Here is a 22,519-nt window from a genome sequence, read left to right on the forward strand (position 1 = left end):
GAGGCCGCAGGCCGGGGGACATTCGCGGAGGGGAGTACCCCGTCGGCGTGAGCCCACCCCGAACGCAGCACATCAAGAGCCAGGGCGTTCATTTCAGACCCCGAGAAGAACGGCCCCAAACCATGGCGAGCAAGGTGCGAGGAACCAGCGCCACCATCACCAGATGCACCACGACAAAGGCAACCAAAGAAGCCATGCCGAAGAAGTGAATGCGCCGTGCGAACTCGTAGCCACCCAACAGATCGCGCAGCACAGCGAACTGCACCGACTTCCAGAGCACCAGCCCCGACAGCACGATCACCACGATGTCGAGCATCACGAACAGATAGGCCAGCCGCTGCACGTTGTTGTAGCGGCGCGGATCGGCATGCGAGAGCCGGCCCTTGAGCGCCGACAGCGCGTCGTGCCACACACCGGCCGGCGTGACCGGAAAGAACTTGGCCGCCAGCCGTCCGCTCGCGATGTTCAGTGCCAGGTAGACGAAGCCGTTGAACACCAGCAGCCACATCGCCGCGAAGTGCCATTGCAGCGCACCGCCGAGCCAGCCGCCGAGCGTGATCTCGGTCGGGATGCGGAACGGCAGGAAGGGCGCCGCGTCGTAGATGCGCCAGCCGCTCGTCACCAGCACCAGCACCGCCAGCGCATTGAGCCAGTGCGTGATGCGCATCCACAGCGGGTGGATGGGACGGGTGTCCGGGGCGGCGAGGGCGGTGCTGTTCATGGAGCGAATTCTTGGCCGCACCCCCTGGCCGATTCATCACGCAAAGTTCAAAGAATCGTGATAACTCGGGAATCCGTATCGCGGGACAATCGGCGCCATGGACACCCCCAAACGCGTGCTGCTGGTCGAAGACGACGCCCACATCGCCGAATTGCTGCGCATGCACCTGCGCGACGAAGGCTATGCGGTGGTGCATGCGGCCGATGGGCACGCGGGGCTGCGCGAACTGGAGCGCGGCCAGTGGGACGCGCTGGTGCTCGACCTCATGCTGCCCGGCATCGACGGGCTCGAGATCTGCCGCCGCGCACGCGCCATGGCACGTTACACCCCGATCATCATCATCAGCGCGCGCTCGAGCGAGGTGCACCGCATCCTCGGCCTCGAGCTCGGCGCCGACGACTACCTGGCCAAGCCCTTCTCGGTGCTCGAGCTGGTGGCGCGCGTGAAGGCGCTGATCCGCCGCACCGATGCGCTGGCGCGCAATGCGCGGCTGGAGTCGGGCAGCCTCGCGCTCGGCAACCTCGAGATCGAGCCGCTCGCGCGCGAGGTGCGCGTGGACGGCAAGGCCATCGAGCTCACGCCGCGCGAGTTCGACCTGTTGTACTTCTTCGCGCGCCATCCCGGCAAGGTGTTCTCGCGGCTCGACCTGCTCAACCAGGTCTGGGGCTACCAGCATGACGGCTACGAGCACACCGTCAACACCCACATCAACCGGCTGCGCACCAAGGTCGAGGCCGATCCGGCCGCACCGCGTCGCATCCTCACCGTCTGGGGCCGCGGCTACAAGCTCGCGGCCGACGGCCAGGAGGAGGCCGGGTCATGATGGGCTGGGCCACCCTCTCGCGCCGGCTGTCGCTGGTGTTCGCGCTGCTGCTGCTGGTGTGCTGCGGCGCCTCGGCCTGGCTGCAGCTGCGCGCGAACGGACGCCACGAGCAGGAGGTGGTGCAGCGGCTGTCGAGCGGGTTGGCCGCGCACATCGCCCAGAACGCCGAACTGATGCGCCCGGGCGGCCTCGACCCCGAGGCGGTGAAGCGGCTGTTCGACCAGTTGATGGCCGTGAACCCGAGCGTGGAGCTCTACGTGCTCGCGCCCGACGGCCGCATCGCGGCGCAGGCCGCGCCGCCGGGCCACCTCAAGCGCGACCGCGTCGACCTCGCGCCGGTGCGCCGCCTGCTCGCGGGCGAACCGATGCCGATCCTCGGCGAGGATCCGCGCAACCTGCAGGCGGCCAAGGTCTTCAGCGCCGCGCCGCTGCGCATGAACGGCCGCGAGGCGGGCTATGTCTACGTGGTGCTGCAGGGCGAGGACCACGATGCGCTGGCGGCCAACGTGGCGGCCGACAACGTGCTGCGCACCACCCTGTGGTCGATGGCGCTGGTGGCGCTGCTCGGGCTGGTGGCGGGCACGGCCGCGTCCTGGCTCATCACGCGGCCCCTGCGCGAACTCACGGCCGCGGTCCGGCGCTTCGAGACCGAGGGCATCGACGCGCTCGAGGGCCAGGCGCCCACGCTCGAGCGCATCGCGCGCGGCGGCGGCGAGATCGCCTTGCTCGCGCAGGCCTTCGCCCAGATGACGCGGCGCATCGCCGAGCAGTGGCGCGAGCTCACCCTGCAGGACCAGCAGCGGCGCGAGCTGTTCGCCAACGTCTCGCACGACCTGCGCACGCCGCTGACCTCGCTGCACGGCTACCTCGAGACCCTGCGCCTGAAGGCCGGCACGCTCGACGAGGAGGAGCGCCGGCGCTACCTCGACATCGCGCTCGACCAGAGCCGCAAGGTGGGGCGGCTCGCGCAGGAGCTGTTCGAGCTGGCGCGGCTCGAGTACGGCGTGGTCAAGCCCGAGAAGGAGCGCTTCGCGCTGGCCGACCTGGTGCAGGACGTGTTCCAGAAGTTCGAGCTCGCGGCCGAGTCGCGGCAGCAGAAGCTGCGTCCCGACATCGCGCCGGGCCTGCCGGTGGTGTCGGCCGACCTCGGGATGATCGAGCGCGTGCTGACCAACCTGCTCGACAACGCGATCCGCCACACGCCGGCCGGCGGCGAGATCGTGGTGCAGCTGCGGGCGGCCACGGGCGACGAGGGCGCGGGCGTGACGGTGCAGGTCAGCGACACCGGGCCCGGCATTCCGCGCGAGCTGCAGCCCAGCCTGTTCACGCGCCCGGCCTTCACCGGCAGCGTGCGCAGCGACGGCTCGGGCGGCGGCGGGCTGGGGCTGGTGTTCGTGCAGCGCATCCTGCAGCTGCATGGCAGCGACATCCGGCTGGTGCCGCAGGCGGGTCGCGGCGCGGTGTTCCGCTTCCGGCTCTCGGGCGCCTGAGCATCGGGCGCATCGGTGCAAGCGCCGGTTGCGCGCGCGGCGGCCGATGCTACAAGCGGATGCGGGATGCAGGCACGTCGACCTGCACCCGACGATCCACCCAGGAGACACCGCCCATGCCCGACTTCCGCACCGTCGTCATCGACCAGGACCCGCAGCACCCGCGCATCGCGCGCCTCGTGCTCAACCGCCCCGAGAAGCTCAACGCCATCGCCGAGACCACGCCCACCGACATCCGCCACGCGGTGGAATGGGCGCAGGCCGAGGACGAGGTGCACGTGATCGTGGTCGAGGGCGCGGGCCGCGCCTTCTGCGCCGGCTACGACCTCGGCGACTATGCCGAGGGCCACGGGCGCGAGGGGCAGGGCGAGCATCCGTGCCGGCAGGAGAAGACGCCCTGGGACCCGATGCTCGACTACGCCGCGATGAAGCGCAACACCGACGACTTCATGGCGCTGTGGCGCTGCACCAAGCCGACCATCGCCAAGGTGCATGGCTACGCGGTGGCCGGCGGCAGCGACATCGCGCTGTGCTGCGATCTGCTGGCCATGGCCGACGACGCGCGCATCGGCTACATGCCCACGCGCGTGTGGGGCTGCCCGACCACGGCCATGTGGACCTACCGGCTCGGCGCGCTGCGCGCCAAGCAGCTGATGTTCACCGGCGACACCATCGACGGCGCGCAGGCGGCCGACTGGGGCCTGGCCAACTTCGCGGTGCCGGCCGAAGAACTCGAAGCCGCCACGCTGAAGCTGGCGCTGCGCATCGCGGGCGTGCCGCGCTCGCACCTGATGATGCACAAGCTGGTGGTCAACCAGGTCTGGCATTCGATGGGCCTGGAGCAGAGTCAGATGTTCGCCACCGTGTTCGACGGCATCACGCGCCACAACCCCGAGGGCATGTGGTTTCGCCGCCAGGCCGAGGCTGAGGGCTTCAAGAGCGCGGTGCAGTGGCGCGACAGCGGGCGCGACATCCCCGAAGGCGACGAGGCGAGGGCGTTGATCGCCGCGCTCGAGGCGAAGCTGGCCGCGCGCTCCTGAGCGAGGCGCGGGGGCCGTGCATGTCACGGCGCGGACACACGGCCTCGCAATGATCCGACGCCCGCCAAGAACCCATAACAACGCGCGGCGGGTGGCGACGAATCCGTACCAGCCACACAGCGAGAGAGAGGGTCTCCCATGCAGTCATTTCCCCTGGCCAGGATCGCCCTGGCGGTCGGCGCCTGCGCGCTCATGAGCGCTTGCGGTGGAGGAGGCGGCGGCGGCGCCGTCTTCCCTATCCTGCCGCCCGCACCGGCCCCCGCGCCGCCGGCACCGCCGCCGCCGCCCGCGCCGGCCCCCGTGCCCGCCGCGCTCGTGATCGGGCACCGCGGCGAACCCGCCAAGCGCCCCGAGCACACGCTGGCCTCGTACCAGCAGGCCATCGACGACGGCGCCGACTTCATCGAGCCCGACCTCGTGCCGACCAAGGACGGCGAGCTGGTGGCGCGCCACGAAAACGCGATCGCCATCGTCGACGCCAACGGCAACGTGCTCGAGGCCACCACCAACGTGGTCGACGTGCCGAAGTTCGCGAGCCGCAAGACCACCAAGACCATCGACGGCCGCGCTGTCACCGGCTGGTTCACCGAGGACTTCACGCTGGCCGAGCTCAAGGAGCTGCGCGCGCGCGAGCGCATTCCGGCGCAGCGCCCGGCCAACGTGTCGTTCAACGACCAGTTCCAGGTGCCCACGCTCGACGAGGTGATCGAGCTCGCGAAAGCGCAGTCGCAGGCCAAGGGCCGCACCATCGGCATCTATCCCGAGACCAAGCACCCGACCTACTTCCGCTCGATCGGCCTGCCGCTCGAGAACAGGCTGCTCGATACCCTGCAGAAGCACGGCCTGAACAAGGCCGATGCGCCGGTGTTCGTGCAGTCCTTCGAGACCGGCAACCTCAAGGACGTGCGCCTGCGCAGCACGGTGAGGATCGTGCAGCTGATCGGCGGCTCGGGCGCGCCCTACGACCTCGTGGCACTGGGCGACAAGCGCACCTATGCCGATCTCGTGAAACCCGAGGGCCTGGCCGAGATCGCGACCTATGCGCAGGGCATCGGTCCCGACAAGTCGCGCGTGATCCCGGTGGTGGCCGGCAAGCTGGGCACGCCCACCACGCTGGTGAAGGATGCGCACGACAAAAAGCTGTTCGTCCACATCTACACGGTCCGGCCCGAGAACGCCTTCCTGCCCGACAGCCTCAAGAAGGAGCCGAAGGCCGACGGCACCGTGCATGGCGACACGGCGGCGGAGATCAAGGCCTTCCTCGATGCCGGCATCGACGGGCTGTTCGCGGACAGCGCCGCGACCGCGGTGCCGGTGGTGAAGGCCTACAGCGCGCAGAAGCGCTGAAGGTGAAGGGGAACCGCCTGCGGAGGCGGTTCCCGATCCTGGCCGATCAGGGCGGGCAGGGATGGGCCGCCGCCGCGACGGTGCGCGAGGCCACGCTGGTTTCGTCCACCGCGCCCAGGGGGCGAGTGAACTTGCAGCCATAGGCCGGATCGGCCACCGTCGCCGCGGTCACCACGTCGTCGCCCGCGGGCTTCACGCCGTCGCGTTCCCACTTGATCATCGCGTCGAAGGCCTCGACCTGCTCGGCCTGCGTGAAGTCGCAATGGGTGATGCCGCGCACCGCGCGCTGCACCAGCCAGCCGCCGTTGCCCTTGGCCGCCACGCGCTTGTTGTAGATCTGTTCCATGCTGAAGGGCACGTAGAGGTCGCCGAGCGTGTGCAGGGTGACCACCGGGATCTTGAACTCGCCATTGGCCTTGGGAATCCAGCGCAGGCCGTCGCGGCGCAGGCGGTTGGCATCGGGCACGGCGGTGAGCTTGAGCACCGAGTTGTTGAGCGCCGTCGAGCCGGCCGCGTCGCCTTCGATGGTGTAGGTGAAGCGGTTGGTGTCGAGCGTGCTCTTGTTGAGGATGCCGTTCACCGTGCCGTCGCTGCCGAGCACGCCCCACACATAGGCGAAGGAGCCGCCCGACTTGAAGCCCAGGTCGAACATCGGCCGGGGTCCGCCGGTGAGGTTCTCGATCACCGAGGCGTACTTGGTGCCGGTGGGCGTGGTGGTGATGTTGGGGATCGGCGAGACCGTGAAGTCGGTGAACAGCGTGCCCGTGACCTGCGCCGCGATGTCCGACCAGTTCACCGTCGGGTACTTCGGCAGCCCCGCCAGCGCCTGCGCCGTGACCTGCGCGCCCGCGAAGTAGTCGAACAGCTCGGTGTCGCCGACCACGCCGCACATCGGCACCGCGCCGTTGTAGCGCACCTTGTGGTTGGCCGTGGCATAGGCCTCGTCCTCGATCGCCGCGGCCGTGATGTGGCCGCCCATCGAGTGGCCGGTGATGTAGATCTTCGAGGGCGCGGCGAGCTCGCGGCCGTTGGCCTTGGCGATCTTGTTGAACTCCAGCGCCAGCGCGTTGGTGTCCTCCACGCCCACGCGCACGTCGTAGAAGTTCTTGCTGTAGCTCGAGGCGGCCCAGGCATAGCCGTTCTGGATCAGGTAGCGGCGGATCGAGGGATTGCTGACCGCGAGCACGTTGCCTTCGCCGGCATAGCCGTGCGCGTACATCACGAGCTTGCCGTTCCAGTTGGACGGCACCTCCACGCGGTAGGCCGCGCCGCCGAGCACGCCGGCCCAGCGGCTGGTGGTGGCGTTGTCGACCGTGTCGCCGGCCGCGGCCGCGAGCGCTGCGAAGGTGGTGGCCGTGGGGTCGGCCGGTGCGAACGAATTGCGGTCGTCCTGCGCGCGGCGCTCCTCGGGCGCGGGTGCCGGCGGCGGAGGCGGCGGGGCCGGCGGCGCGGGGGCGGGCGCGGGCGGCAGGATCGGGAACACCCCGCCACCGCCGCCTCCACCGCCGCAGGAAGCGGCGGCGATGCTGGCGGCGATGACGATGAGCTTGAGGCGCGCGGAATGCATGGTTCGTTGTCTCCGTTTTTCGAGGGGCGAGGAATGCCGGCCGCCACGGTCGCGGCGTGTGTCCAGGAGGGCTGGCACGACCGTGCTTTTCCGCGGACCGGCGGCGCAGCGTAGAGGCGCCGCCCCTGTGGAAGGTGGGGGCTTTCCCGTAGCCGCTATCGCCTGCGCGACAGCGGGGCCCTCAGTTGCGCCGGCGCGTGACCGTCACCGTGGCCTCGAGGCCCTCGTAGGCCTCGGCCGGGCCATACCAGCTGCCCGCGATCGGCGCGCCCTGGGCCGGGTCGCGCGTCACGCCGACGCGGATCAGCTGGCCGCTGCCCATGAGGTTGTTGGTCGGGTCGAACGCGACCCAGCCCGCGCCCGGCAGCCAGGCCTGCAGCCAGGCGTGCGTGGTGCCGGCGCCGGTCATGGCCTCGCCCTTGGCCTGCACCGTGCTGTCGAGCGCGGCGTCGTAGATGTAGCCCGAGACGAAGCGCGTGGCGATGCCCAGGCGGCGCACCGCCTCCATCATCAGCAGCGCGTAGTCGCGGCAGCTGCCGCTGCCCAGCGCCAGCGTTTCCAGCGGCGTCTGCGTGCCTTCCTCGTCGCGCGCCAGGTACTCGAGGCTCTGGCCGATGTGGGCGTTCATGCGCGTGAGCACCTCGCGCGTGCTGTTGGGCTCGTCGGTGTGCAGGAACTGGTGGGCCCAGCGGATCAGCGTGCCGTCGGGGTCGTCGTGGTGCGGGCGCAGGTAGTGCTCGAGGTCGAGCCGGTCCTGCACCGAATAGGCGAAGGGCAGGAACTCCGCGGCCGGGTCGATCGCGAGCTGGTCCTGCGCGGCCGCGGGCACGGTCTCGATGGTGAACGAGCAGACGATGCGCAGCTCGGTGGCCTCGCCCATCGGCTGCACCAGCGCCACCGAATTGGAATGCGGGTCCTGGATCAGCCGCGTGTGGGCCGCCGGGCTCACCTGCAGGTCGGTGGCCAGCACGCGCAGGTCGTGGCTGTCGCGCGGACGGAACATCACGCGATGCAGCCCGAAGCTGACCGGCTCGTTGTAGCGGTAGATCGTGGTGTGGCGGATGTCGTACTGGGTGCTGGGCATGGGCGCATTGTCTTGCGTTCGGACGCCGCGAACACGCCGGACTGCCGCATAATCCGCCCCCCCTCGGCCTTCGTGGCCGCACCGTTCGCCCATGGAGGACCATGTACGCATCGACTTTCATCTTCGCCACCCGCCAGTTCGACGACGCCTTCCACCGGCTCGACCAGGCGATCGCCGAAGCCGCCCGCGCGCTGCCCGGCTACCTGGGCGAGGAGAGCTGGGAGAACAGCGCCAGCGGGCTGGTGTCTAACGTCTACTACTGGCGCTCGCTCGAGGCGCTGCAGGCGCTGATGACGGATCCCTCGCACCTGCAGGCCAAGGCGGCGCAGGCGAACTGGCTTGATGGCTATCGGGTGGTGATCTCGGAGGTGGTGCGCAGCTACGGGGATGGGCGCATCGACCATCTGCTGCCGGCGCTGGACGCCGTGTAGCGGCCCTCAGGCCCGCGCGGTGCGCCGCGTATCGAGCGCCTTGGCCAGCGCCGCCGGCAGCGGCAACGGCTCGCCATGCCACTGCGCGGCCAGCAGTTCGGCGCACAGCGCGGCGAAGCTGAGCCCGCGCGAGCCGAGCGCCGTGCAGGCCCACAGGCCCTTGTCCTCGGGCGTATCGCCGAGCGGCCCGACCAGCGGCCGGCGGTCGCCCGAGGCGCAGCGCACGCCGACCCAGGCCTGGGCCTCGCCGCGCGCGAAGGCCTGGTCGATCTGTTCGGCGCTGGCAGGATGCAGCCGGGCGGCGCGTTCGCGCACGGCCTCGGCATCGCTGTCGCGCGGCGCCAGGTCATGGCTGTCGCGGTCGAAGGTGGCGCCGGCGAGCCACAGCGGCGCGCCGCCATCGGGCTCGGGCACGCCGGCGATCAGGTGGCCGTCGCCATTCACGGGCGCGGCGGGCAACGCGGCCGCGTCGCTGCGGCCCCAGGCCACCTGGCCGCGCACCGGCTGCAGCGGCAGGCGCGGTGCCAGCAGGCCCGAGCCATGGCCCATCGCGACCACCACGCGGTCGGCCTCGGCCAGCACGGCACCGTCTTCGGCCAGCAGCCGCCAGCCACCGGTGGCCGGATCGCGTTGCAGTCGCTCGACGCGGCAGCCAGCGCGCAACGCGATGCCGGGCTCGCGCAGCCAGGCTTCGACCAGCGCGCGCGGCCGCACCCAGGCGGCACGCGCATGCCACAGCGCGGGCGCGTCGGGCGGCAGGCCCGCGGCCGCGAGCTGCGCGGCGCTCGCGGGCCAGGACTCGTTGGGCCCGTCGGCCTGCCAGCCCGCGGGCACGCGCACATCGCCATCGGGCCGGCGCTCCAGCGTGCCGGTGCCGCGCCAGTCGCGGCCTTCTTCGAGGCGCTGCGCCAGTTCGTTCCAGGTGGCGCGGATGCCGGCGCGCGTGAGCCGCGAGAGCAGGGCGTCGTCGGGCGACACATGCGGCGCGAGCAGCCCCACGGGCAAGCCCGAGGCGCCTTCGGCCGGGCGCGCGGCGGCGTCGAGCACCTCGACCCGCCAGCCGCGCCGCGCGAGGCTGGCCGCCACGGCCGCGCCCGCGAGGCCGGCACCGATCACGGCGCAGCGGCCCGGCGTTGCGACGGTCTCGGGCAGCGGCTCGCGCCGGCGCACGGTCCAGGCCGGCGCGAAGCGCGCGCCCAGGCAGTCGCGCTTGGGCGGCAGGCCCGGGCGGCGTTCGAGCTGGAAGCCGTTCTGCGCCAGCGCATCGCGCACGGCGCGCGCATAGGTCCAGGTGCCGAGCAAGGTGTCCTGGCGCGCGAAGCGCGAGAGCGCCTTCAGCGTCTCGGGCGACCACATCTCGGGATTGCGCTGCGGGCTGAAGCCGTCGAGGTACAGGCTGTCGGCCTCGAAGCGCTGGGCGCGCAGCATGGGCTGCACCTCGCCCACGCAGAGCGTGAGCAGCACCCGGCCGTCGTCGAAGGCCAGCCGGTGGAAGCCCGGCAGCAGGCCGTGCCAGCGCACGGCCAGCTCGCGTGCGAGCGGCGCGAGTTCCTCATAGGCGCCGGCGGCGCGCAGCAGGCTGTCGGCCGCTACCGGCCAGGCCTCGATCGAGACGAAGTGGAGCAGCCGCGGGCGTGCCGGATCGGCGCGCCACGCGGCCCAGGTCGCGAGGAAGTTGAGGCCCAGCCCGAAGCCGGTTTCGAGAATCCGCCACTGCGGCTGGCCGGCCCAGGCGGCCGGCAGGCCACAGCCGCCGAGGAAGACGTGGCGCGACTGCGCGAGCGCGCCGGCCTCCGTGTGATAGATGTCGCCGAAGCGTTCGCTGTGCGGTGTGCCGTCCGCGCGCCAGGCGACCGGTTCGGCCGTCACTGCAGGTGGTTGCGCGGCCTCAGGCCGATGGCGGGACGTAGCCCTGGGCGACGTCGGCGCCCTCGCCGAAGAAGTGCTTCTCCATCTGGCGTGCCAGGTACTGGCGGGCGCGCTGGTCGGCGAGGTTCAGGCGGTTCTCGTTCACCAGCATGGTCTGCTGCTTGAGCCAGGCGGCCCAGGCTTCCTTGCTGACGCTTTCCCAGATGCGCTTGCCGAGTTCGCCGGGGTAGGGGGGAAAGTCGAGGCCTTCGGCTTCCTTGCCGAGCTTGATGCACTGAACCATGCGAGCCATGTCGATTGCCTTTGGGTGGGGGAGCGCGGAACGCGGCTCTTAGTTGATTTAGCTATTTAGAACTGAAAACTTGGTCGTTCCAGTTCCTATATGTCGTATTGAGAATACGCAGCTTCATTGATATGCCATTCGAAGACAACACCATGAGCCTCCGCCGCGACTTTATCAAGCTTTCCCTCGGTGCCGGCGTGGCCGGCGCCATGGCCCTGTCGGCACTGCCGGCGTTCGCCCAGGGCAGCGCCGCCGGTCCGGTGACGCTGCTGAACGTCTCCTACGACCCCACGCGCGAGCTGTACGTGGACTACAACCAGGCCTTCGCCAAGTACTGGAAGGGCAAGACCGGCCAGGACGTGACGATCAAGCAGTCGCACGGCGGCTCGGGCAAGCAGGCCCGCTCGATCATCGACGGCATCGACGCCGACGTGGCCACGCTGGCACTCGGCGGCGACGTCGACGCGCTGGTCACCCACGGCGGCCTGCTCAAGGCCGACTGGCAGAAGCGCCTGCCGCACAACTCGGCGCCCTACACCTCGACCATCGTGTTCCTGGTGAAGAAGGGCAATCCCAAGGGCCTGAAGGACTGGGACGACCTGGTCAAGCCCGGCGTGCAGGTGATCACCCCCAACCCCAAGACCTCGGGCGGCGCGCGCTGGAACTACCTCGCGGCCTGGGAATTCGCCAAGCGCAAGTACGGCGGCGATGCCAAGGCCAAGGAATACATCGGCAACCTGTTCAAGAACGTGCCCGTGCTCGACACCGGCGCGCGCGGCTCGACCATCACCTTCGTCCAGCGCGGCGTGGGCGACGTGCTGCTGGCCTGGGAGAACGAAGCCTTCCTGGCGTTGAAGGAATTCGGCCCCGAGAAGTTCGAGATCGTGGTGCCCTCGATCTCCATCCTGGCCGAGCCCACCGTGGCGGTGGTCGACAAGGTGGTCGACAAGAAGGGCACGCGCGCCGTGGCCGAGGAATACCTGAAGTACCTGTATTCCGACGAAGGCCAGGACATCGCGGGCCGCAACTTCTACCGCCCGACCTCGGACAAGGCGAAGGCCAAGTACGAGAAGCAGTTCCCCAAGCTGACGCTGGTGACCATCGACCAGGCCTTCGGCGGCTGGGCCAAGGCCGACAAGGACCACTTCGCCGACGGCGCCTCGTTCGACCAGATCTACACCGCCAAGCAGAAGTAAGCGCGGCATTCGCCCCGCTGCGACCGACCCCGATGGCGCCCGCTGCGGCGGATGCCAGGGATCGGTTCGCTTCGACCCTTCCGATTCCGCCACCCGAAAGCCTTCCGTGTCCGTTCTCCTGATTGCCGGCAGCCCCTCGGCGCCCTCGCGCTCCACCGCCTTGCTCGACGCGGTGGCCGAGCGCCTGGCGCGGCGCCATGCGCAGATCGATCGGCTCGCGATCCGCGACCTGCCGGCGCAGGCGCTGCTGCTGGCGGACTGGAACCATCCGGCCATCGTGCAGGCCATCGCCCAGGTGACGCGGGCCCGCGCCATCGTGGTGGCCACGCCGGTCTACAAGGCCGCCTACAGCGGCGTGCTCAAGGTCTTCCTCGACCTGCTGGCGCAGAACGCGCTCAAGGGCAAGACGGTGCTGCCGCTGGCCACCGGCGGCAGCCCGCACCACATGCTCGCGCTCGACTACGCGCTGCGGCCCGTGCTGCAGTCGCTGTCGGCGCGCCACATCCTGCCGGGCGTCTACGCGAGCGATTCGCAGATCGCGCTGACGCCCGAGAACGCCTACCAGGTGCACAACGACCTGGCGGAGCGGCTCAACGAGGCCGTCGAGGTGCTGGCCACCGAGGGGCTGAAGCTGCCGGCGACACACGGCTTCGAGCCGGTGCCGTTCTCGCGCGTGCGATGTAGCGTCTGAAGCCGGCCGGCGCACGGCCCGGCCGCCACCACCGCTTCATTCCATTCCCGACCCTTCCGAACGCGGCGCTGTGCGCCGCGCGGGGATGGCTTCGCCTCCAGTTTCGATTCAGTCCAAGGACCACCCCGCATGAACCCCGTTGCCACCGAAGACTCCGTGCTCGACGTGCCGCCGCGCTCGCTCTGGCGCGCATTGCGCGACCTCGCCGTCAGCATCGTCGTGGTCGCCGCGATCGCATTGATCGTGAGCTTCCTGTCCGCCACCTCCGCGCATGCGCAGGGCAAGGCCGGCGCCGCCAGGGAGCTGCGCATCGGCTACCAGAAGTCGGCCAGCCTCTTCGTGCTGCAGAAGGCGCAGGGCTCGCTCGAGAAGCGCCTCGCGCCGCTGGGCGTGGGCGTGAAGTGGGTCGAGTTCCCGGCCGGCCCGCAGCTGCTCGAGGGCCTGAACGTCGGCGCCGTCGACGTCGGCTACGTGGGTGAGGCGCCGCCGATCTTCGCGCAGGCCGCGGGCGCCAAGTTCGTCTACTTCGGCTACGACCCGGCCGCGCCGCGCGCCGAGGCGATCCTGGTCACCAGGGATTCGCCGATCCAGTCGGTGGCCGACCTCAAGGGCAGGAAGGTCGCGCTCAACAAGGGCAGCAACGTGCACTACCTGCTCGTGAAGCAGCTCGAGAAGAACGGCCTGAAGTTCAGCGACATCCAGCCCGTGTACCTGGCACCGGCCGACGGCCGCGCCGCCTTCGAGAGCAGGAACGTCGACGCCTGGGTGATCTGGGATCCGTTCCAGGCCGCGGCCGAGAAGGCCACCGGCGCGCGCGTGCTCGCCGACGGCACGCCGGGCGTGGTCAGCAACTACCAGTACTACCTGGGCGAGCGCGGCTTCGTGAAGAACAACCCGAAGGTGATCGAGGCCCTGTTCGAGGACTCGGTGGCCCAGGGCATCTGGCTCAAGAAGAACCTGCGCCAGGCGGCCGAGCTGATCGCGCCGCTGCAGGGCCTGCCGGTCGACGTGGTCGAGCTCGCGCTGCGCCGCTACGAGTTCAACGTGAAGCCGATCACGCCCGAGGTCGCCGCCGACCAGCAGCGCATCGCCGACACCTTCTACGCGCTCAAGCTGATTCCGAAGCCGATCAAGGTTAGCGACGCCGTCGTCGCGGCCCAGCCCTGAGCACCGGTCCCCTTCATCTTTCGCAAGCCACACCAGCCATGACCACCATCTCCCTCCCGCGCCGCCGCCTGCTGCAGGGCACCGCCGCCGCCATCGCGCTGCCTTCCGCCTTCGGTGCGCTGGCGCAGGCGCCCGCGCGCCAGTTCCGCATCGGCAACCAGAAGGGCCTGCTCAATATCCTCAAGGGCCGCGGCACGCTCGAGAAGCGTCTCGCGCCTTTGGGCGTGAGCCTCAAGTGGACCGAGTTCACGGCCGGCCCGGTGCAGCTCGAGGCGCTGAACGTCGGCTCGATCGACTTCGGCGACGTGGGCGAGGCGCCGCCGATCTTCGCGCAGGCCGCCGGCGCGCCGCTGGCCTACGTGGGTGCCACGGTGCCGCGTCCGCAGTCGGAAGCGGTGCTGGTGCCCAAGGGCTCGGCCATCAAGACGGTGGCCGAACTCAAGGGCAGGAAGATCGCGCTCAACAAGGGCTCGAACGTCCACTACTTCATCGTCAAGCTGTTCGAGAAGCACGGCCTGTCGTATGCCGACCTGAACCTGGTCTACCTGCCGCCGGCCGATGCGCGCGCGGCCTTCGAGAAGGGCTCGATCGACGCCTGGGTGATCTGGGATCCGTTCCTGGCCGCCGCCGAGAAGACGCTCGAGGCGCGCGTGCTGGCCGACGCCACCGGCGTGGTGGGCAACCGCGCCTACTACTTCTCGTCGCTCGACTACGCCGCGAAGAACGCCGACGTGGTGGCGATCGCGATCGAGGAACTCAACAAGATCGACGCCTGGGGCTCGGCCAACCGCGGCGAGCTCGCGACCGAACTGGCCGCGCTGTGGGGCCTGCCCAAGCCGGTGGCCGACCTCACGGTGGCGCGCACCGCCTACGGCACCACGCCGATCACCAAGGCCATCCTCGGCGAGCAGCAGAAGATCGCCGACACCTTCTTCGAGCTCAAGCTGATCCCGAAGAAGATCAACGTGCTCGAAGCCGCCACGGGGATCGCGTGATGCAGATCTTCTGGTTCCTGCCCACGCACGGCGACAGCCGCTACCTCGGCACCAGCGAAGGCGCGCGCCCGGTCGACCTCGACTACCTGCAGCAGATCGCGGGCGCGGCCGATCACCTCGGCTACGAGGGCGTGCTGATCCCGACCGGCCGCTCGTGCGAGGATCCGTGGGTGATCGCCTCGAGCCTGATCGGCGCGACGAAGAAGCTCAAGTTCCTGGTCGCGGTGCGACCCGGCCTGCACCAGCCGAGCCTGGCCGCGCGCATGGCCGCGACCTTCGACCGGCTCTCGAACGGACGCCTGCTGGTGAACCTCGTGACCGGCGGCGACCAGGCCGAGCTCGAGGGCGACGGCGTCTACCTCGACCATGCCGCGCGCTACGAGCAGTCGGCCGAGTTCATCCGCATCTGGCGCGAGATCCTCGCGCGCAGCCACGACGGCCAGGCCTTCGACTACGAAGGCAAGCACCTGAGCGTGAAGGGCGCCAAGCTGCTCTATCCGCCGGTGCAGAAGCCGCATCCGCCGGTGTGGTTCGGCGGCTCGTCGGCCGCGGCCCATGAGCTCGCGGCCGAGCAGGTCGATGCCTATCTCACGTGGGGCGAACCGCCGGCCGAGGTGGCGAAAAAGCTCGCCGACGTGCGCGCGCGCGCCGAGCGCCGGGGCCGCCAGGTGCAGTTCGGCATCCGCCTGCACGTGATCGTGCGCGAGACCGAAGAGGCCGCCTGGAAGGCCGCCGAGGACCTGATCAGCCGCGTCGACGACGAGACCGTGATCCGCGCCCAGGCCGCCTTCGCGCGCATGGACTCCGAAGGCCAGCGCCGCATGGCCGCGCTGCATGCGGGCGGCGCCAGGCGCACGCGCGCCGAACTCGAGATCGCGCCCAACCTCTGGGCCGGCGTGGGGCTGGTGCGCGGCGGTGCCGGCACGGCGCTGGTCGGCGACGCGAAGACCGTGGCCGCGCGCATCGAGGAATACGCCGCGCTCGGGCTCGACCGCTTCATCCTCTCGGGCTACCCGCACCTCGAGGAGGCCTACCGCTTCGCCGAGCTGGTGTTCCCGCTGCTCTCGCGCAAGGCCAAGGCCCGGCTGGCCGGCGGCTCGCTGAGCGGGCCCTTCGGCGAGGTCGTCGCCAACCTCGACGCGCCTTCGCGCCTCGTCTCGCAAAGCTGAAGGACACGCCATGACGGAACAGGTTCAGGAACTGCCGGCGGTCGCGCCGGCCGAGGGCGCGGGCTCCGCGCTGCGTAGCTTCGGCCTCAATGTCGCCAGGCGGCTGGTGCCGTGGCTGGTGCCCGTGGGGCTGATCGTGGTGTGGCAGATCGCCTCGTCGCTGGGCTGGCTCAGCACCCGCGTGCTGCCGGCGCCGGTCGACGTGGTGAAGGCCGCATGGAACCTCACGGTGTCGGGCGAGCTGTGGACGCACGTGAAGGTCAGCGCGGGCCGCGCGCTCGCGGGGCTGGCCATCGGCGGCGGCGCCGGGCTGGCGCTGGGCCTGCTCACGGGCTCGGTGAAGTTCTTCGAGACGCTGCTCGACTCCACCATCCAGATGGTGCGCAACATTCCGGCGCTGGCGCTGATCCCGCTGGTGATCCTGTGGTTCGGCATCGACGAGTCGGCCAAGCTGTTCCTGATCTCGGTGTCGGTGTTCTTCCCGATCTACCTCAACACCTTCCACGGCATCCGCAACGTCGATCCGCAGCTGATCGAGATGGGCCGCACCTACGGCCTCACGCGCTGGCAGCTCTACCGCGAGGTGATCCTGCCGGGCGCGCTGTCCTCGATCCTGGTCGGCCTGCGCTTCTCGCTGGGCCTGATGTGGGTGATCCTGATCGTGGCCGAGACCATCTCGGCCCAGGCCGGCATCGGCTACCTGACGATGAACGCACGCGAGTTCCTGCAGACCGACATCGTGCTGGTGGGCATCCTGCTGTACGCGCTGCTCGGCAAGCTGGCCGACCTGTTCGCGCGCGGCCTCGAACAGTGGTGGTTGCGCTGGCATCCCGGCTACCAGAAGAAGACGACGAAGTGAGGGCAGGGCCATGACGCATACGACCATCTCCCGCCGCCAGGCGATCGCGACGCTGGCCGCTGCCGGCGTGCTCGGCCTGACGGGCACGTCCGGCGCCTTCGCGCAGGGCACGGCCGCGCGGCCCGCCACCGTGCGCCTGGGCTACCAGAAGTCCTCGACGCTGATCGCCGTGCTCAAGGCGCAGGGCGTGCTCGAGAAGCAGCTCGCGCCGCTCAACGCCACCCTGAGCTGGCACGAGTTCACCAGCGGCCTGCCGCTGCTCGAGGCGCTGAACCTCGACAACCTCGACATCAGCGCCGACGTGGCCGACACCGTGCCGGTGTTCGCGCAGGCGGCCGGTGCCGAGCTGACCTTCATCGCGCAGGAAGCGCCGTCGCCCGCGGCGCAGGCGATCCTGGTGCGCGAGGACTCTCCGCTCAGGACCGTGGCCGATCTCAAGGGCAAGAAGGTCGGCTTCGCCAAGGCGGCCGGCGCGCACTACCTGCTGATCGCCGCGCTCGACAAGGCCGGCCTCTCGTTCAAGGACATAGCGCCCGCCTACCTGACGCCGGCCGACGGCCGCGCCGCGTTCGAGAAGGGTGCGATCGACGCCTGGGTGGTGTGGGACCCGTTCCTCGCCGCCGCGCAGCGCCAGTCGAAGGTGCGCGTGCTGGCCGACGGCGCGGGCATCGCGTCCTACCAGCGCTACTACCTCGCGAGCACCAAGTTCGCGAAGGCGCGGCCCGACGTGCTGCGCGTGGTCTATGCCGAGCTCGAGAAGACCGGCAGGTGGGTCAAGCAGAACCCCAGGGAGGCGGCCGCGCTGCTGTCGCCCGTGTGGGGCCTCGACGCCGCCACCATCGAGCAGGCCAACGGTCGCCGCAGCTACGCGGTGCGGCCGGTGGTTCCGGAGGGCCTGACCGAACAACAGCGCATCGCCGACGCCTTCCTGGCCGAGAAGCTGCTGCCCAAGAAAATCAATGCGCTCGACGTGGCGCTGTTCAAGCCTGGAGCCTGAGATGAGTGCCGTCCTCGACCGACCGCAGAACGACGCGCCGCTGGCGATCCCCGGCGGTGTGCGCCTGGAAGTGCGCGGCCTGCACAAGCGCTACGGCGAACGCGAGGTGCTGCGCAACACGCAGCTCGCGATCGAGCCGGGCCAGTTCATCGCCATCGTGGGCCGCAGCGGCTGCGGCAAGAGCACGCTGCTGCGCCTGATCGCCGGCCTCGAGGACGCCTCGTCCGGCGCGCTCTACACCGACGGCAAGCCGGTCGGCGGCCTGCACGACGACACCCGGATCATGTTCCAGGAGGCGCGCCTGCTGCCCTGGCGCCGCGTGCTCGACAACGTGACGCTGGGCCTGTCGAAGGACGCCAGGGCGCGCGGCAAGGAGGTGCTGGCGCAGGTCGGCCTGGCCGACCGCGAGAACGAATGGCCGGCGCGCCTGTCGGGCGGCCAGCGCCAGCGCGTGGCCCTGGCGCGCGCGCTGGTGCACCACCCGCGGCTCTTGCTGCTCGACGAGCCGCTGGGCGCGCTCGACGCGCTCACGCGCATCGAGATGCACCGGCTGATCGAGAACCTGTGGCAGCGCCACCGCTTCACCGCGCTGCTGGTCACGCACGACGTGCAGGAAGCGGTGGCGCTGGCCGACCGCGTGATCCTGATCGAAGACGGGCGCATCGCGCTCGACGAGAACATCGCCCTGGCGCGTCCGCGCTCGCAGGGCGACCCGGCCTTCGCGGCCATCGAAAAACGCATCCTCGACAGGGTGCTGCAAAAGCCCGGGGCAACCGAAGAGGCTGAAAGCGGCACCGAAGCAAGCTGGCTCGGCAAGCCCGCGCACGAACTGCGCTGGGCGATCTGAGCGTTCCTTCCTCCCATCTGAAAGGCTTCGCATGTCGCAACACTGGAAATTCGAGACCCTGTCGGTGCACGCCGGCTATTCGCCCGACCCGACCACGCGCGCCGTGGCGCCGCCGATCTACCAGACGGTGGCCTACGCCTTCGACAGCGCGCAGCACGGCGCCGACCTGTTCGACCTCAAGGTGCCGGGCAACATCTACACCCGCATCAACAACCCGACGCAGGACGTGCTCGAGCAGCGCATCGCCGCGCTCGAGGGCGGCATCGCCGCGCTGGCGCTGGCCTCGGGCCAGGCGGCCGTGACCTACGCGATCCAGACCATCGCGGAAGCCGGCGACAACATCATCAGCAGCACGGCGCTCTACGGCGGCACCTACAACCTGTTCGCCCACACGCTGCCGCAGTTCGGCATCACCACGCGCTTCGCCGACCACCGCGATCCGAAGAGCTTCGAGAAGCTGTTCGACGAGAAGACCAAGGCGGTGTTCGTCGAGTCGCTCGGCAACCCGGCCGGCAACGTGACCGACATCGCGGCCATCGCCGAGATTGCGCACCACCATGGCGTACCGCTGATCGTCGACAACACCGTGCCCTCGCCGTACCTGAGCCGGCCGATCGAGCATGGCGCCGACATCGTGGTGCACTCGCTGACCAAGTACCTCGGCGGCCACGGCACCAGCATCGGCGGCGCGATCGTCGATTCGGGCAAGTTCCCGTGGGCGCAGCACAAGCAGCGCTTCAAGCGCCTCAACGAACCCGACGTGAGCTACCACGGCGTGGTCTACACCGACGCGCTCGGCCCGGCCGCCTACATCGGCCGCGCGCGCGTGGTGCCGCTGCGCAACACCGGCGCCGCGATCTCGCCGTTCAACGCCTTCCTGATCCTGCAGGGCATCGAGACGCTGTCGCTGCGCGTGGAGCGCATCAGCGACAACGCGCTGGCCGTGGCACGGCACCTCAAGGCGAACAAGTCGGTGAAGTGGGTCAACTACGCGGCGCTCGAGGACCATCCCGACCATGCGCTGGCGCGGAAGTACCTGGGCGGCAAGGCCAGCGGCGTGCTGACCTTCGGCATCGAGGGCGGCCGCGAGGCGGGCGCCAAGTTCCTCGACGCGCTGAAGCTGTTCACGCGCCTCGTCAACATCGGCGACGTGCGCTCGCTCGCCACTCATCCGGCCTCGACCACGCACCGCCAGCTCTCGCCCGAGGAACTCGCGCGCGCCGGCGTGAGCGAGGAGACCGTGCGCCTGTCGGTCGGCATCGAGCACATCGACGACCTGCGCGCCGACCTCGACCAGGCGCTGGCCGCGGCCGCTGCCTGAAGCCGCGCGAAAGCAGAACCATGACAACACTGCAATCCATTCCGGACGCCGCGCTCGACCAGCTGTTCCGCAAGGCGCGCACCGTGCATGCCTTCAAGCCGGTGCCCGTGAGCGACGAGACCATCCGCCAGCTCTACGAGCTGCTGAAGTGGGGCCCGACGGCCTACAACGCCCAGCCCGCTCGCTACGTGTTCGTGCGCAGCGAGGAGGCCAAGGCGAAGCTCAAGCCCGCGCTGTCGTCGGGCAACACCGCGCAGACGCTGGCCGCGGGCGTGACCGTGATCGTGGCGCACGACACGCGCTTCTACGATCAGCTGCCGGTGCTGTTCCCGGCCTACGACGCCAAGCCCTTCTTCGAGAAGAGCGCCGAGGCGGCGCAGGCCACGGCGTTTCGCAACAGCAGCCTGCAGGGCGCCTACCTGATCCTCGCGGCGCGCGCGCTCGGCCTCGATGCCGGGCCGCAGTCGGGCTTCAACGCCGAGCTGGTCGACAAGGCCTTCTTCCCCGACGGCCGCTGGCGCGCCAACTTCCTCGTCAACCTCGGCGTGGCCGACCACGCCGGCACCTTCGAGCGCGGGCCGCGGCTCGCGTTCGACGACGTGGCCGAGATCGCCTGAGCGCCACGTCTTCCTTCACCGATCCATCCATCCACACCATCCAACCAAGGGGAACCATCATGTCCATCCAGGCCATCAACGTGCGCAACCAGTTCAAGGGCAAGGTCCGCGAGATCATCCGCGGCGACGTCGTCTCCGAAGTCGATGTCGAGACCGCCTGGGGCATCGTGACCTCGGTCATCACCACGCGCTCGATCGACGAGCTGCAGCTCAAGGTCGGCTCCGACGTCGTCGCGCTGGTGAAGTCGACCGAAGTGTCGATCGCCAAGCTCTGAATCCCCTGGAGTGCGCGTGGCGCATTCCCTCTCGGCCCGGCGCCAGCGATGGCGCCGGGCTTTTTTTCAGTACTTGATCGTGATGCCGGCCTTCACGCCGTTGTTCTGCTTGCCGTCGGACTCGACGCCGGCCGAGAACGAGGTGTTGCCGCCGGTGCTGCCGCCCACCGAGTAGATCGGGCGCGAGCCCGAGGTGTCCATGCCGCCATAGGCCGTGGCGCCGCTCGGGCGCTGCACGCCGATGGTGGCGCCGAGGGTGTCGGCCGATTTCTCGGTGGGCGCGATCTTGGGCGCCACGTAGAGGATGGTGCCGTCGTCGGTCTTCACCGGGAGCTTGGGTTCGTCGGCCCAGGCGAGGGCGGCGGCGGTGCAGCCGGCGGCCAGGGCGAGGGTGGTCGAGAGGAATCTGCGCATGCGTCGGGGGAGGAGGTCGTCGGGGTTCAGGAGGTGGTCCTGCTGGCGCGCCAGGGCAGGCCCGTCAGGATATCGAAGGCGTGCTCGGTCTCGCCGATCCGGATCACGAAGACGTAATCGTTTGTCAGCCCCTGCTGGCGCGCGCCGAGCACCTTGTAACCGGCGCGTCCCGAGGGCACCTCGTAGGTGGGCCCGAACTCGGCGCCCAGCGCGATCAGCTCGCGCGTGGTCCAGGTCTTCAGCAACCGGCCGCCGAGGTAGAAGCCGAACGCGGCCTGCGGGTCCGCGGACGAAGGCTCCAGCTCCCGGTCGAGCCGCATCAGCGCGACCTGGCCCGCGATGGGGCTCCATGCCAGCAGCAGGCGGCCCGGGTTGAACCAGGGATAGCGGTCGACGGCTTCGTCGCCGTTCCTGCGGACCCGGTAGACCGTGGTCGTGCCGGCGTCGCCCGTGTCGGATTCGGGTATGCATCGGGCATAGAAGACACCATCGGGGCCGGCCACGACGTAGGCGATGTTCGACATCGCGCGCGCGGCGAACGCGCCGCCGGGCAGCCCGGCGATGCCCGACAGCAGGGCCAGCGGGGCCAGTGGCCAGAGGGATCTGCGTTGCATGAAGGCACTCCCGAAGCGGTGGGGCGGCGACTCTAGCGCGGGTCGCGCGCGGTGGCTTCAGCTTTCCTTCAGCACCCCGAATGAGGCTTAGAACGCTCGGTTGTTAGGAACCGACTTTTCAGTCGTTTGAGGATCGCGGGCCCGCTCCTACAGTGATGGTCATCGCCACCAGCGGCGCATGCATCCACACAGCAACGCACACCAGGAGCCCGCACACCATGTCCGTGGAAGTTGAAGACCTCGTCCTGCCCGAAGCGCTCGAGAAGGCGCGCGCCCATGCCGCCGAAGCCGGCTGGCCCCATGCCGGCGGCGTGACGCCGCCCGTGGCCTGGCAACTGGTGCAGCAAGGCAAGGCGGTACTGGTCGACGTGCGTTCGGGCGAGGAACGCAAGTTCGTCGGCCACGTGCCCGAGAGCCTGCACGTGGCCTGGGCCACCGGCACCGCGCTCACGCGCAATCCGCGCTTCGTGCGCGAACTCGAGGCCAGGCTCGCGAAGGACGGCGGCAAGGATGCCGTGGTGCTGCTGCTGTGCCGCAGCGGCAAGCGCTCGGCGCTCGCGGCCGAGGCCGCCGCCAAGGCCGGCTTCTCGCAGGTCTACAACGTGCTCGAGGGCTTCGAGGGCGAGATCGACGCGCAGCAGCATCGCGGCGGCGCCGACGGCTGGCGCTTCCATGGCCTGCCGTGGGTGCAGGACTGATTTC

The 22,519-nt window shown here is 70.1% G+C and carries 24 protein-coding genes; 17 read left to right on the plus strand and 7 right to left on the minus strand.

Annotated elements, in window-relative coordinates; translation table 11 throughout:
* Positions 1–88: 88 nt before the first annotated feature.
* On the minus strand, positions 89–721 hold the full coding sequence (locus tag ACODT0_RS24315) for a cytochrome b/b6 domain-containing protein (RefSeq protein ID WP_489042503.1): 633 nt from the start codon (positions 719–721) through the stop codon (positions 89–91).
* A gap of 97 nt (positions 722–818) precedes the next feature.
* Between ACODT0_RS24315 and ACODT0_RS24320 the strand changes: the two genes are divergently transcribed.
* The 4 genes from ACODT0_RS24320 to ACODT0_RS24335 all read left to right on the plus strand — a co-directional run bounded on the left by ACODT0_RS24320 (position 819) and on the right by ACODT0_RS24335 (position 5,421).
* Positions 819–1,544 carry a response regulator transcription factor gene (locus tag ACODT0_RS24320; protein WP_057596730.1) on the plus strand — a complete coding sequence of 242 codons (726 nt, stop codon included), beginning with the start codon at positions 819–821 and terminating at the stop codon, positions 1,542–1,544.
* On the plus strand, positions 1,541–3,034 hold the full coding sequence (locus ACODT0_RS24325; protein ID WP_489042504.1) for an ATP-binding protein: 1,494 nt from the start codon (positions 1,541–1,543) through the stop codon (positions 3,032–3,034). The genes ACODT0_RS24320 and ACODT0_RS24325 overlap by 4 nt, the downstream gene beginning before the upstream one ends.
* A gap of 116 nt (positions 3,035–3,150) precedes the next feature.
* On the plus strand, positions 3,151–4,074 hold the full coding sequence (locus ACODT0_RS24330) for a crotonase/enoyl-CoA hydratase family protein (protein WP_489042505.1): 924 nt from the start codon (positions 3,151–3,153) through the stop codon (positions 4,072–4,074).
* Between the two features lie 138 nt (positions 4,075–4,212).
* On the plus strand, positions 4,213–5,421 hold the full coding sequence (locus tag ACODT0_RS24335; RefSeq protein ID WP_296740053.1) for a glycerophosphodiester phosphodiesterase: 1,209 nt from the start codon (positions 4,213–4,215) through the stop codon (positions 5,419–5,421).
* Positions 5,422–5,467: 46 nt separating this feature from the next.
* Here the strand turns inward: ACODT0_RS24335 and ACODT0_RS24340 are convergent, their stop codons facing one another.
* Both ACODT0_RS24340 and ACODT0_RS24345 read right to left on the minus strand, forming a co-directional pair.
* Positions 5,468–6,988 (minus strand): alpha/beta hydrolase family protein, encoded by a 1,521-nt coding sequence (locus ACODT0_RS24340; RefSeq protein ID WP_489042506.1) that lies wholly within the window; start codon positions 6,986–6,988, stop codon positions 5,468–5,470.
* A 181-nt stretch (positions 6,989–7,169) separates the two neighbouring features.
* Positions 7,170–8,072, minus strand: a complete 903-nt coding sequence (locus ACODT0_RS24345) for a transglutaminase family protein (protein WP_057593395.1) — start codon at positions 8,070–8,072, stop codon at positions 7,170–7,172.
* Positions 8,073–8,173: 101 nt separating this feature from the next.
* On the opposite strand from ACODT0_RS24345, the gene ACODT0_RS24350 reads away from it, so the two are divergent.
* A complete protein-coding gene (locus tag ACODT0_RS24350; RefSeq protein ID WP_489042507.1) occupies positions 8,174–8,503 on the plus strand; it encodes an antibiotic biosynthesis monooxygenase family protein in 330 nt (109 codons plus the stop codon).
* 6 nt (positions 8,504–8,509) lie between these two features.
* Here the strand turns inward: ACODT0_RS24350 and mnmC are convergent, their stop codons facing one another.
* A complete protein-coding gene (mnmC, locus tag ACODT0_RS24355; RefSeq protein ID WP_489042508.1) occupies positions 8,510–10,372 on the minus strand; it encodes a bifunctional tRNA (5-methylaminomethyl-2-thiouridine)(34)-methyltransferase MnmC2/FAD-dependent 5-carboxymethylaminomethyl-2-thiouridine(34) oxidoreductase MnmC1 in 1,863 nt (620 codons plus the stop codon).
* Positions 10,373–10,391: 19 nt separating this feature from the next.
* Positions 10,392–10,664: an oxidative damage protection protein gene (locus ACODT0_RS24360; RefSeq protein WP_057593392.1), complete on the minus strand. Its 273-nt coding sequence runs from the start codon at positions 10,662–10,664 to the stop codon at positions 10,392–10,394.
* A 143-nt stretch (positions 10,665–10,807) separates the two neighbouring features.
* On the opposite strand from ACODT0_RS24360, the gene ACODT0_RS24365 reads away from it, so the two are divergent.
* The 11 genes from ACODT0_RS24365 (at position 10,808) to ACODT0_RS24415 (ending at position 20,789) form a co-directional block, all read left to right on the plus strand.
* Positions 10,808–11,851: a sulfate ABC transporter substrate-binding protein gene (locus tag ACODT0_RS24365; protein WP_057593402.1), complete on the plus strand. Its 1,044-nt coding sequence runs from the start codon at positions 10,808–10,810 to the stop codon at positions 11,849–11,851.
* A 106-nt stretch (positions 11,852–11,957) separates the two neighbouring features.
* Positions 11,958–12,542: an NADPH-dependent FMN reductase gene (ssuE, locus tag ACODT0_RS24370; RefSeq protein ID WP_057593391.1), complete on the plus strand. Its 585-nt coding sequence runs from the start codon at positions 11,958–11,960 to the stop codon at positions 12,540–12,542.
* 129 nt (positions 12,543–12,671) lie between these two features.
* Positions 12,672–13,709 carry a sulfonate ABC transporter substrate-binding protein gene (locus ACODT0_RS24375; protein ID WP_431512676.1) on the plus strand — a complete coding sequence of 346 codons (1,038 nt, stop codon included), beginning with the start codon at positions 12,672–12,674 and terminating at the stop codon, positions 13,707–13,709.
* Between the two features lie 38 nt (positions 13,710–13,747).
* The gene (locus tag ACODT0_RS24380; protein ID WP_489042509.1) at positions 13,748–14,704 is read left to right on the plus strand and encodes a sulfonate ABC transporter substrate-binding protein; all 957 of its coding nucleotides are present in this window, start codon (positions 13,748–13,750) and stop codon (positions 14,702–14,704) included.
* Complete coding sequence (ssuD, locus tag ACODT0_RS24385) at positions 14,704–15,873, plus strand: FMNH2-dependent alkanesulfonate monooxygenase (RefSeq protein ID WP_422097163.1); 1,170 nt, start codon at positions 14,704–14,706, stop codon at positions 15,871–15,873. The genes ACODT0_RS24380 and ssuD overlap by 1 nt, the downstream gene beginning before the upstream one ends.
* 10 nt (positions 15,874–15,883) lie before the next feature.
* Positions 15,884–16,732 (plus strand): aliphatic sulfonate ABC transporter permease SsuC, encoded by an 849-nt coding sequence (gene ssuC / locus ACODT0_RS24390; RefSeq protein ID WP_489042510.1) that lies wholly within the window; start codon positions 15,884–15,886, stop codon positions 16,730–16,732.
* Positions 16,733–16,742: 10 nt separating this feature from the next.
* The gene (locus tag ACODT0_RS24395; RefSeq protein WP_489042511.1) at positions 16,743–17,729 is read left to right on the plus strand and encodes an aliphatic sulfonate ABC transporter substrate-binding protein; all 987 of its coding nucleotides are present in this window, start codon (positions 16,743–16,745) and stop codon (positions 17,727–17,729) included.
* A 1-nt stretch (position 17,730) separates the two neighbouring features.
* Positions 17,731–18,576, plus strand: a complete 846-nt coding sequence (locus tag ACODT0_RS24400) for an ATP-binding cassette domain-containing protein (RefSeq protein WP_489042512.1) — start codon at positions 17,731–17,733, stop codon at positions 18,574–18,576.
* Positions 18,577–18,607: 31 nt separating this feature from the next.
* A complete protein-coding gene (locus ACODT0_RS24405; RefSeq protein WP_057593385.1) occupies positions 18,608–19,897 on the plus strand; it encodes an O-acetylhomoserine aminocarboxypropyltransferase/cysteine synthase family protein in 1,290 nt (429 codons plus the stop codon).
* A 20-nt stretch (positions 19,898–19,917) separates the two neighbouring features.
* Positions 19,918–20,514 (plus strand): malonic semialdehyde reductase, encoded by a 597-nt coding sequence (locus tag ACODT0_RS24410; RefSeq protein ID WP_093341537.1) that lies wholly within the window; start codon positions 19,918–19,920, stop codon positions 20,512–20,514.
* A gap of 59 nt (positions 20,515–20,573) precedes the next feature.
* Positions 20,574–20,789, plus strand: coding sequence for a TOBE domain-containing protein (locus tag ACODT0_RS24415; protein ID WP_042579699.1), 216 nt, complete (start codon positions 20,574–20,576; stop codon positions 20,787–20,789).
* A 66-nt stretch (positions 20,790–20,855) separates the two neighbouring features.
* Here ACODT0_RS24415 and ACODT0_RS24420 read toward each other — a convergent pair whose 3' ends face one another.
* Both ACODT0_RS24420 and ACODT0_RS24425 read right to left on the minus strand, forming a co-directional pair.
* Positions 20,856–21,203 carry a hypothetical protein gene (locus ACODT0_RS24420; protein WP_057593383.1) on the minus strand — a complete coding sequence of 116 codons (348 nt, stop codon included), beginning with the start codon at positions 21,201–21,203 and terminating at the stop codon, positions 20,856–20,858.
* Positions 21,204–21,229: 26 nt separating this feature from the next.
* On the minus strand, positions 21,230–21,817 hold the full coding sequence (locus ACODT0_RS24425) for a hypothetical protein (RefSeq protein ID WP_489042513.1): 588 nt from the start codon (positions 21,815–21,817) through the stop codon (positions 21,230–21,232).
* Between the two features lie 218 nt (positions 21,818–22,035).
* Here ACODT0_RS24425 and ACODT0_RS24430 point away from each other — a divergent pair, with 218 nt between their 5' ends.
* On the plus strand, positions 22,036–22,515 hold the full coding sequence (locus ACODT0_RS24430) for a rhodanese-like domain-containing protein (RefSeq protein WP_413763656.1): 480 nt from the start codon (positions 22,036–22,038) through the stop codon (positions 22,513–22,515).
* Positions 22,516–22,519 lie beyond the last annotated feature (4 nt).

Source organism: Variovorax sp. FG153, from assembly GCF_057809595.1.

What these genes read in the sequence shown, in the direction of transcription:
- ACODT0_RS24315 (WP_489042503.1), bottom strand. Translation starts at nt 721, where the DNA reads ATGAACAGCACCGCCCTCGCCGCCCCGGACACCCGTCCCATCCACCCG.
- ACODT0_RS24320 (WP_057596730.1), top strand. Translation starts at nt 819, where the DNA reads ATGGACACCCCCAAACGCGTGCTGCTGGTCGAAGACGACGCCCACATC.
- ACODT0_RS24325 (WP_489042504.1), top strand. Translation starts at nt 1,541, where the DNA reads ATGATGGGCTGGGCCACCCTCTCGCGCCGGCTGTCGCTGGTGTTCGCG.
- ACODT0_RS24330 (WP_489042505.1), top strand. Translation starts at nt 3,151, where the DNA reads ATGCCCGACTTCCGCACCGTCGTCATCGACCAGGACCCGCAGCACCCG.
- ACODT0_RS24335 (WP_296740053.1), top strand. Translation starts at nt 4,213, where the DNA reads ATGCAGTCATTTCCCCTGGCCAGGATCGCCCTGGCGGTCGGCGCCTGC.
- ACODT0_RS24340 (WP_489042506.1), bottom strand. Translation starts at nt 6,988, where the DNA reads ATGCATTCCGCGCGCCTCAAGCTCATCGTCATCGCCGCCAGCATCGCC.
- ACODT0_RS24345 (WP_057593395.1), bottom strand. Translation starts at nt 8,072, where the DNA reads ATGCCCAGCACCCAGTACGACATCCGCCACACCACGATCTACCGCTAC.
- ACODT0_RS24350 (WP_489042507.1), top strand. Translation starts at nt 8,174, where the DNA reads ATGTACGCATCGACTTTCATCTTCGCCACCCGCCAGTTCGACGACGCC.
- ACODT0_RS24360 (WP_057593392.1), bottom strand. Translation starts at nt 10,664, where the DNA reads ATGGCTCGCATGGTTCAGTGCATCAAGCTCGGCAAGGAAGCCGAAGGC.
- ACODT0_RS24365 (WP_057593402.1), top strand. Translation starts at nt 10,808, where the DNA reads ATGAGCCTCCGCCGCGACTTTATCAAGCTTTCCCTCGGTGCCGGCGTG.
- ACODT0_RS24375 (WP_431512676.1), top strand. Translation starts at nt 12,672, where the DNA reads ATGAACCCCGTTGCCACCGAAGACTCCGTGCTCGACGTGCCGCCGCGC.
- ACODT0_RS24380 (WP_489042509.1), top strand. Translation starts at nt 13,748, where the DNA reads ATGACCACCATCTCCCTCCCGCGCCGCCGCCTGCTGCAGGGCACCGCC.
- ssuD (WP_422097163.1), top strand. Translation starts at nt 14,704, where the DNA reads ATGCAGATCTTCTGGTTCCTGCCCACGCACGGCGACAGCCGCTACCTC.
- ssuC (WP_489042510.1), top strand. Translation starts at nt 15,884, where the DNA reads ATGACGGAACAGGTTCAGGAACTGCCGGCGGTCGCGCCGGCCGAGGGC.
- ACODT0_RS24395 (WP_489042511.1), top strand. Translation starts at nt 16,743, where the DNA reads ATGACGCATACGACCATCTCCCGCCGCCAGGCGATCGCGACGCTGGCC.
- ACODT0_RS24400 (WP_489042512.1), top strand. Translation starts at nt 17,731, where the DNA reads ATGAGTGCCGTCCTCGACCGACCGCAGAACGACGCGCCGCTGGCGATC.
- ACODT0_RS24405 (WP_057593385.1), top strand. Translation starts at nt 18,608, where the DNA reads ATGTCGCAACACTGGAAATTCGAGACCCTGTCGGTGCACGCCGGCTAT.
- ACODT0_RS24410 (WP_093341537.1), top strand. Translation starts at nt 19,918, where the DNA reads ATGACAACACTGCAATCCATTCCGGACGCCGCGCTCGACCAGCTGTTC.
- ACODT0_RS24415 (WP_042579699.1), top strand. Translation starts at nt 20,574, where the DNA reads ATGTCCATCCAGGCCATCAACGTGCGCAACCAGTTCAAGGGCAAGGTC.
- ACODT0_RS24420 (WP_057593383.1), bottom strand. Translation starts at nt 21,203, where the DNA reads ATGCGCAGATTCCTCTCGACCACCCTCGCCCTGGCCGCCGGCTGCACC.
- ACODT0_RS24425 (WP_489042513.1), bottom strand. Translation starts at nt 21,817, where the DNA reads ATGCAACGCAGATCCCTCTGGCCACTGGCCCCGCTGGCCCTGCTGTCG.
- ACODT0_RS24430 (WP_413763656.1), top strand. Translation starts at nt 22,036, where the DNA reads ATGTCCGTGGAAGTTGAAGACCTCGTCCTGCCCGAAGCGCTCGAGAAG.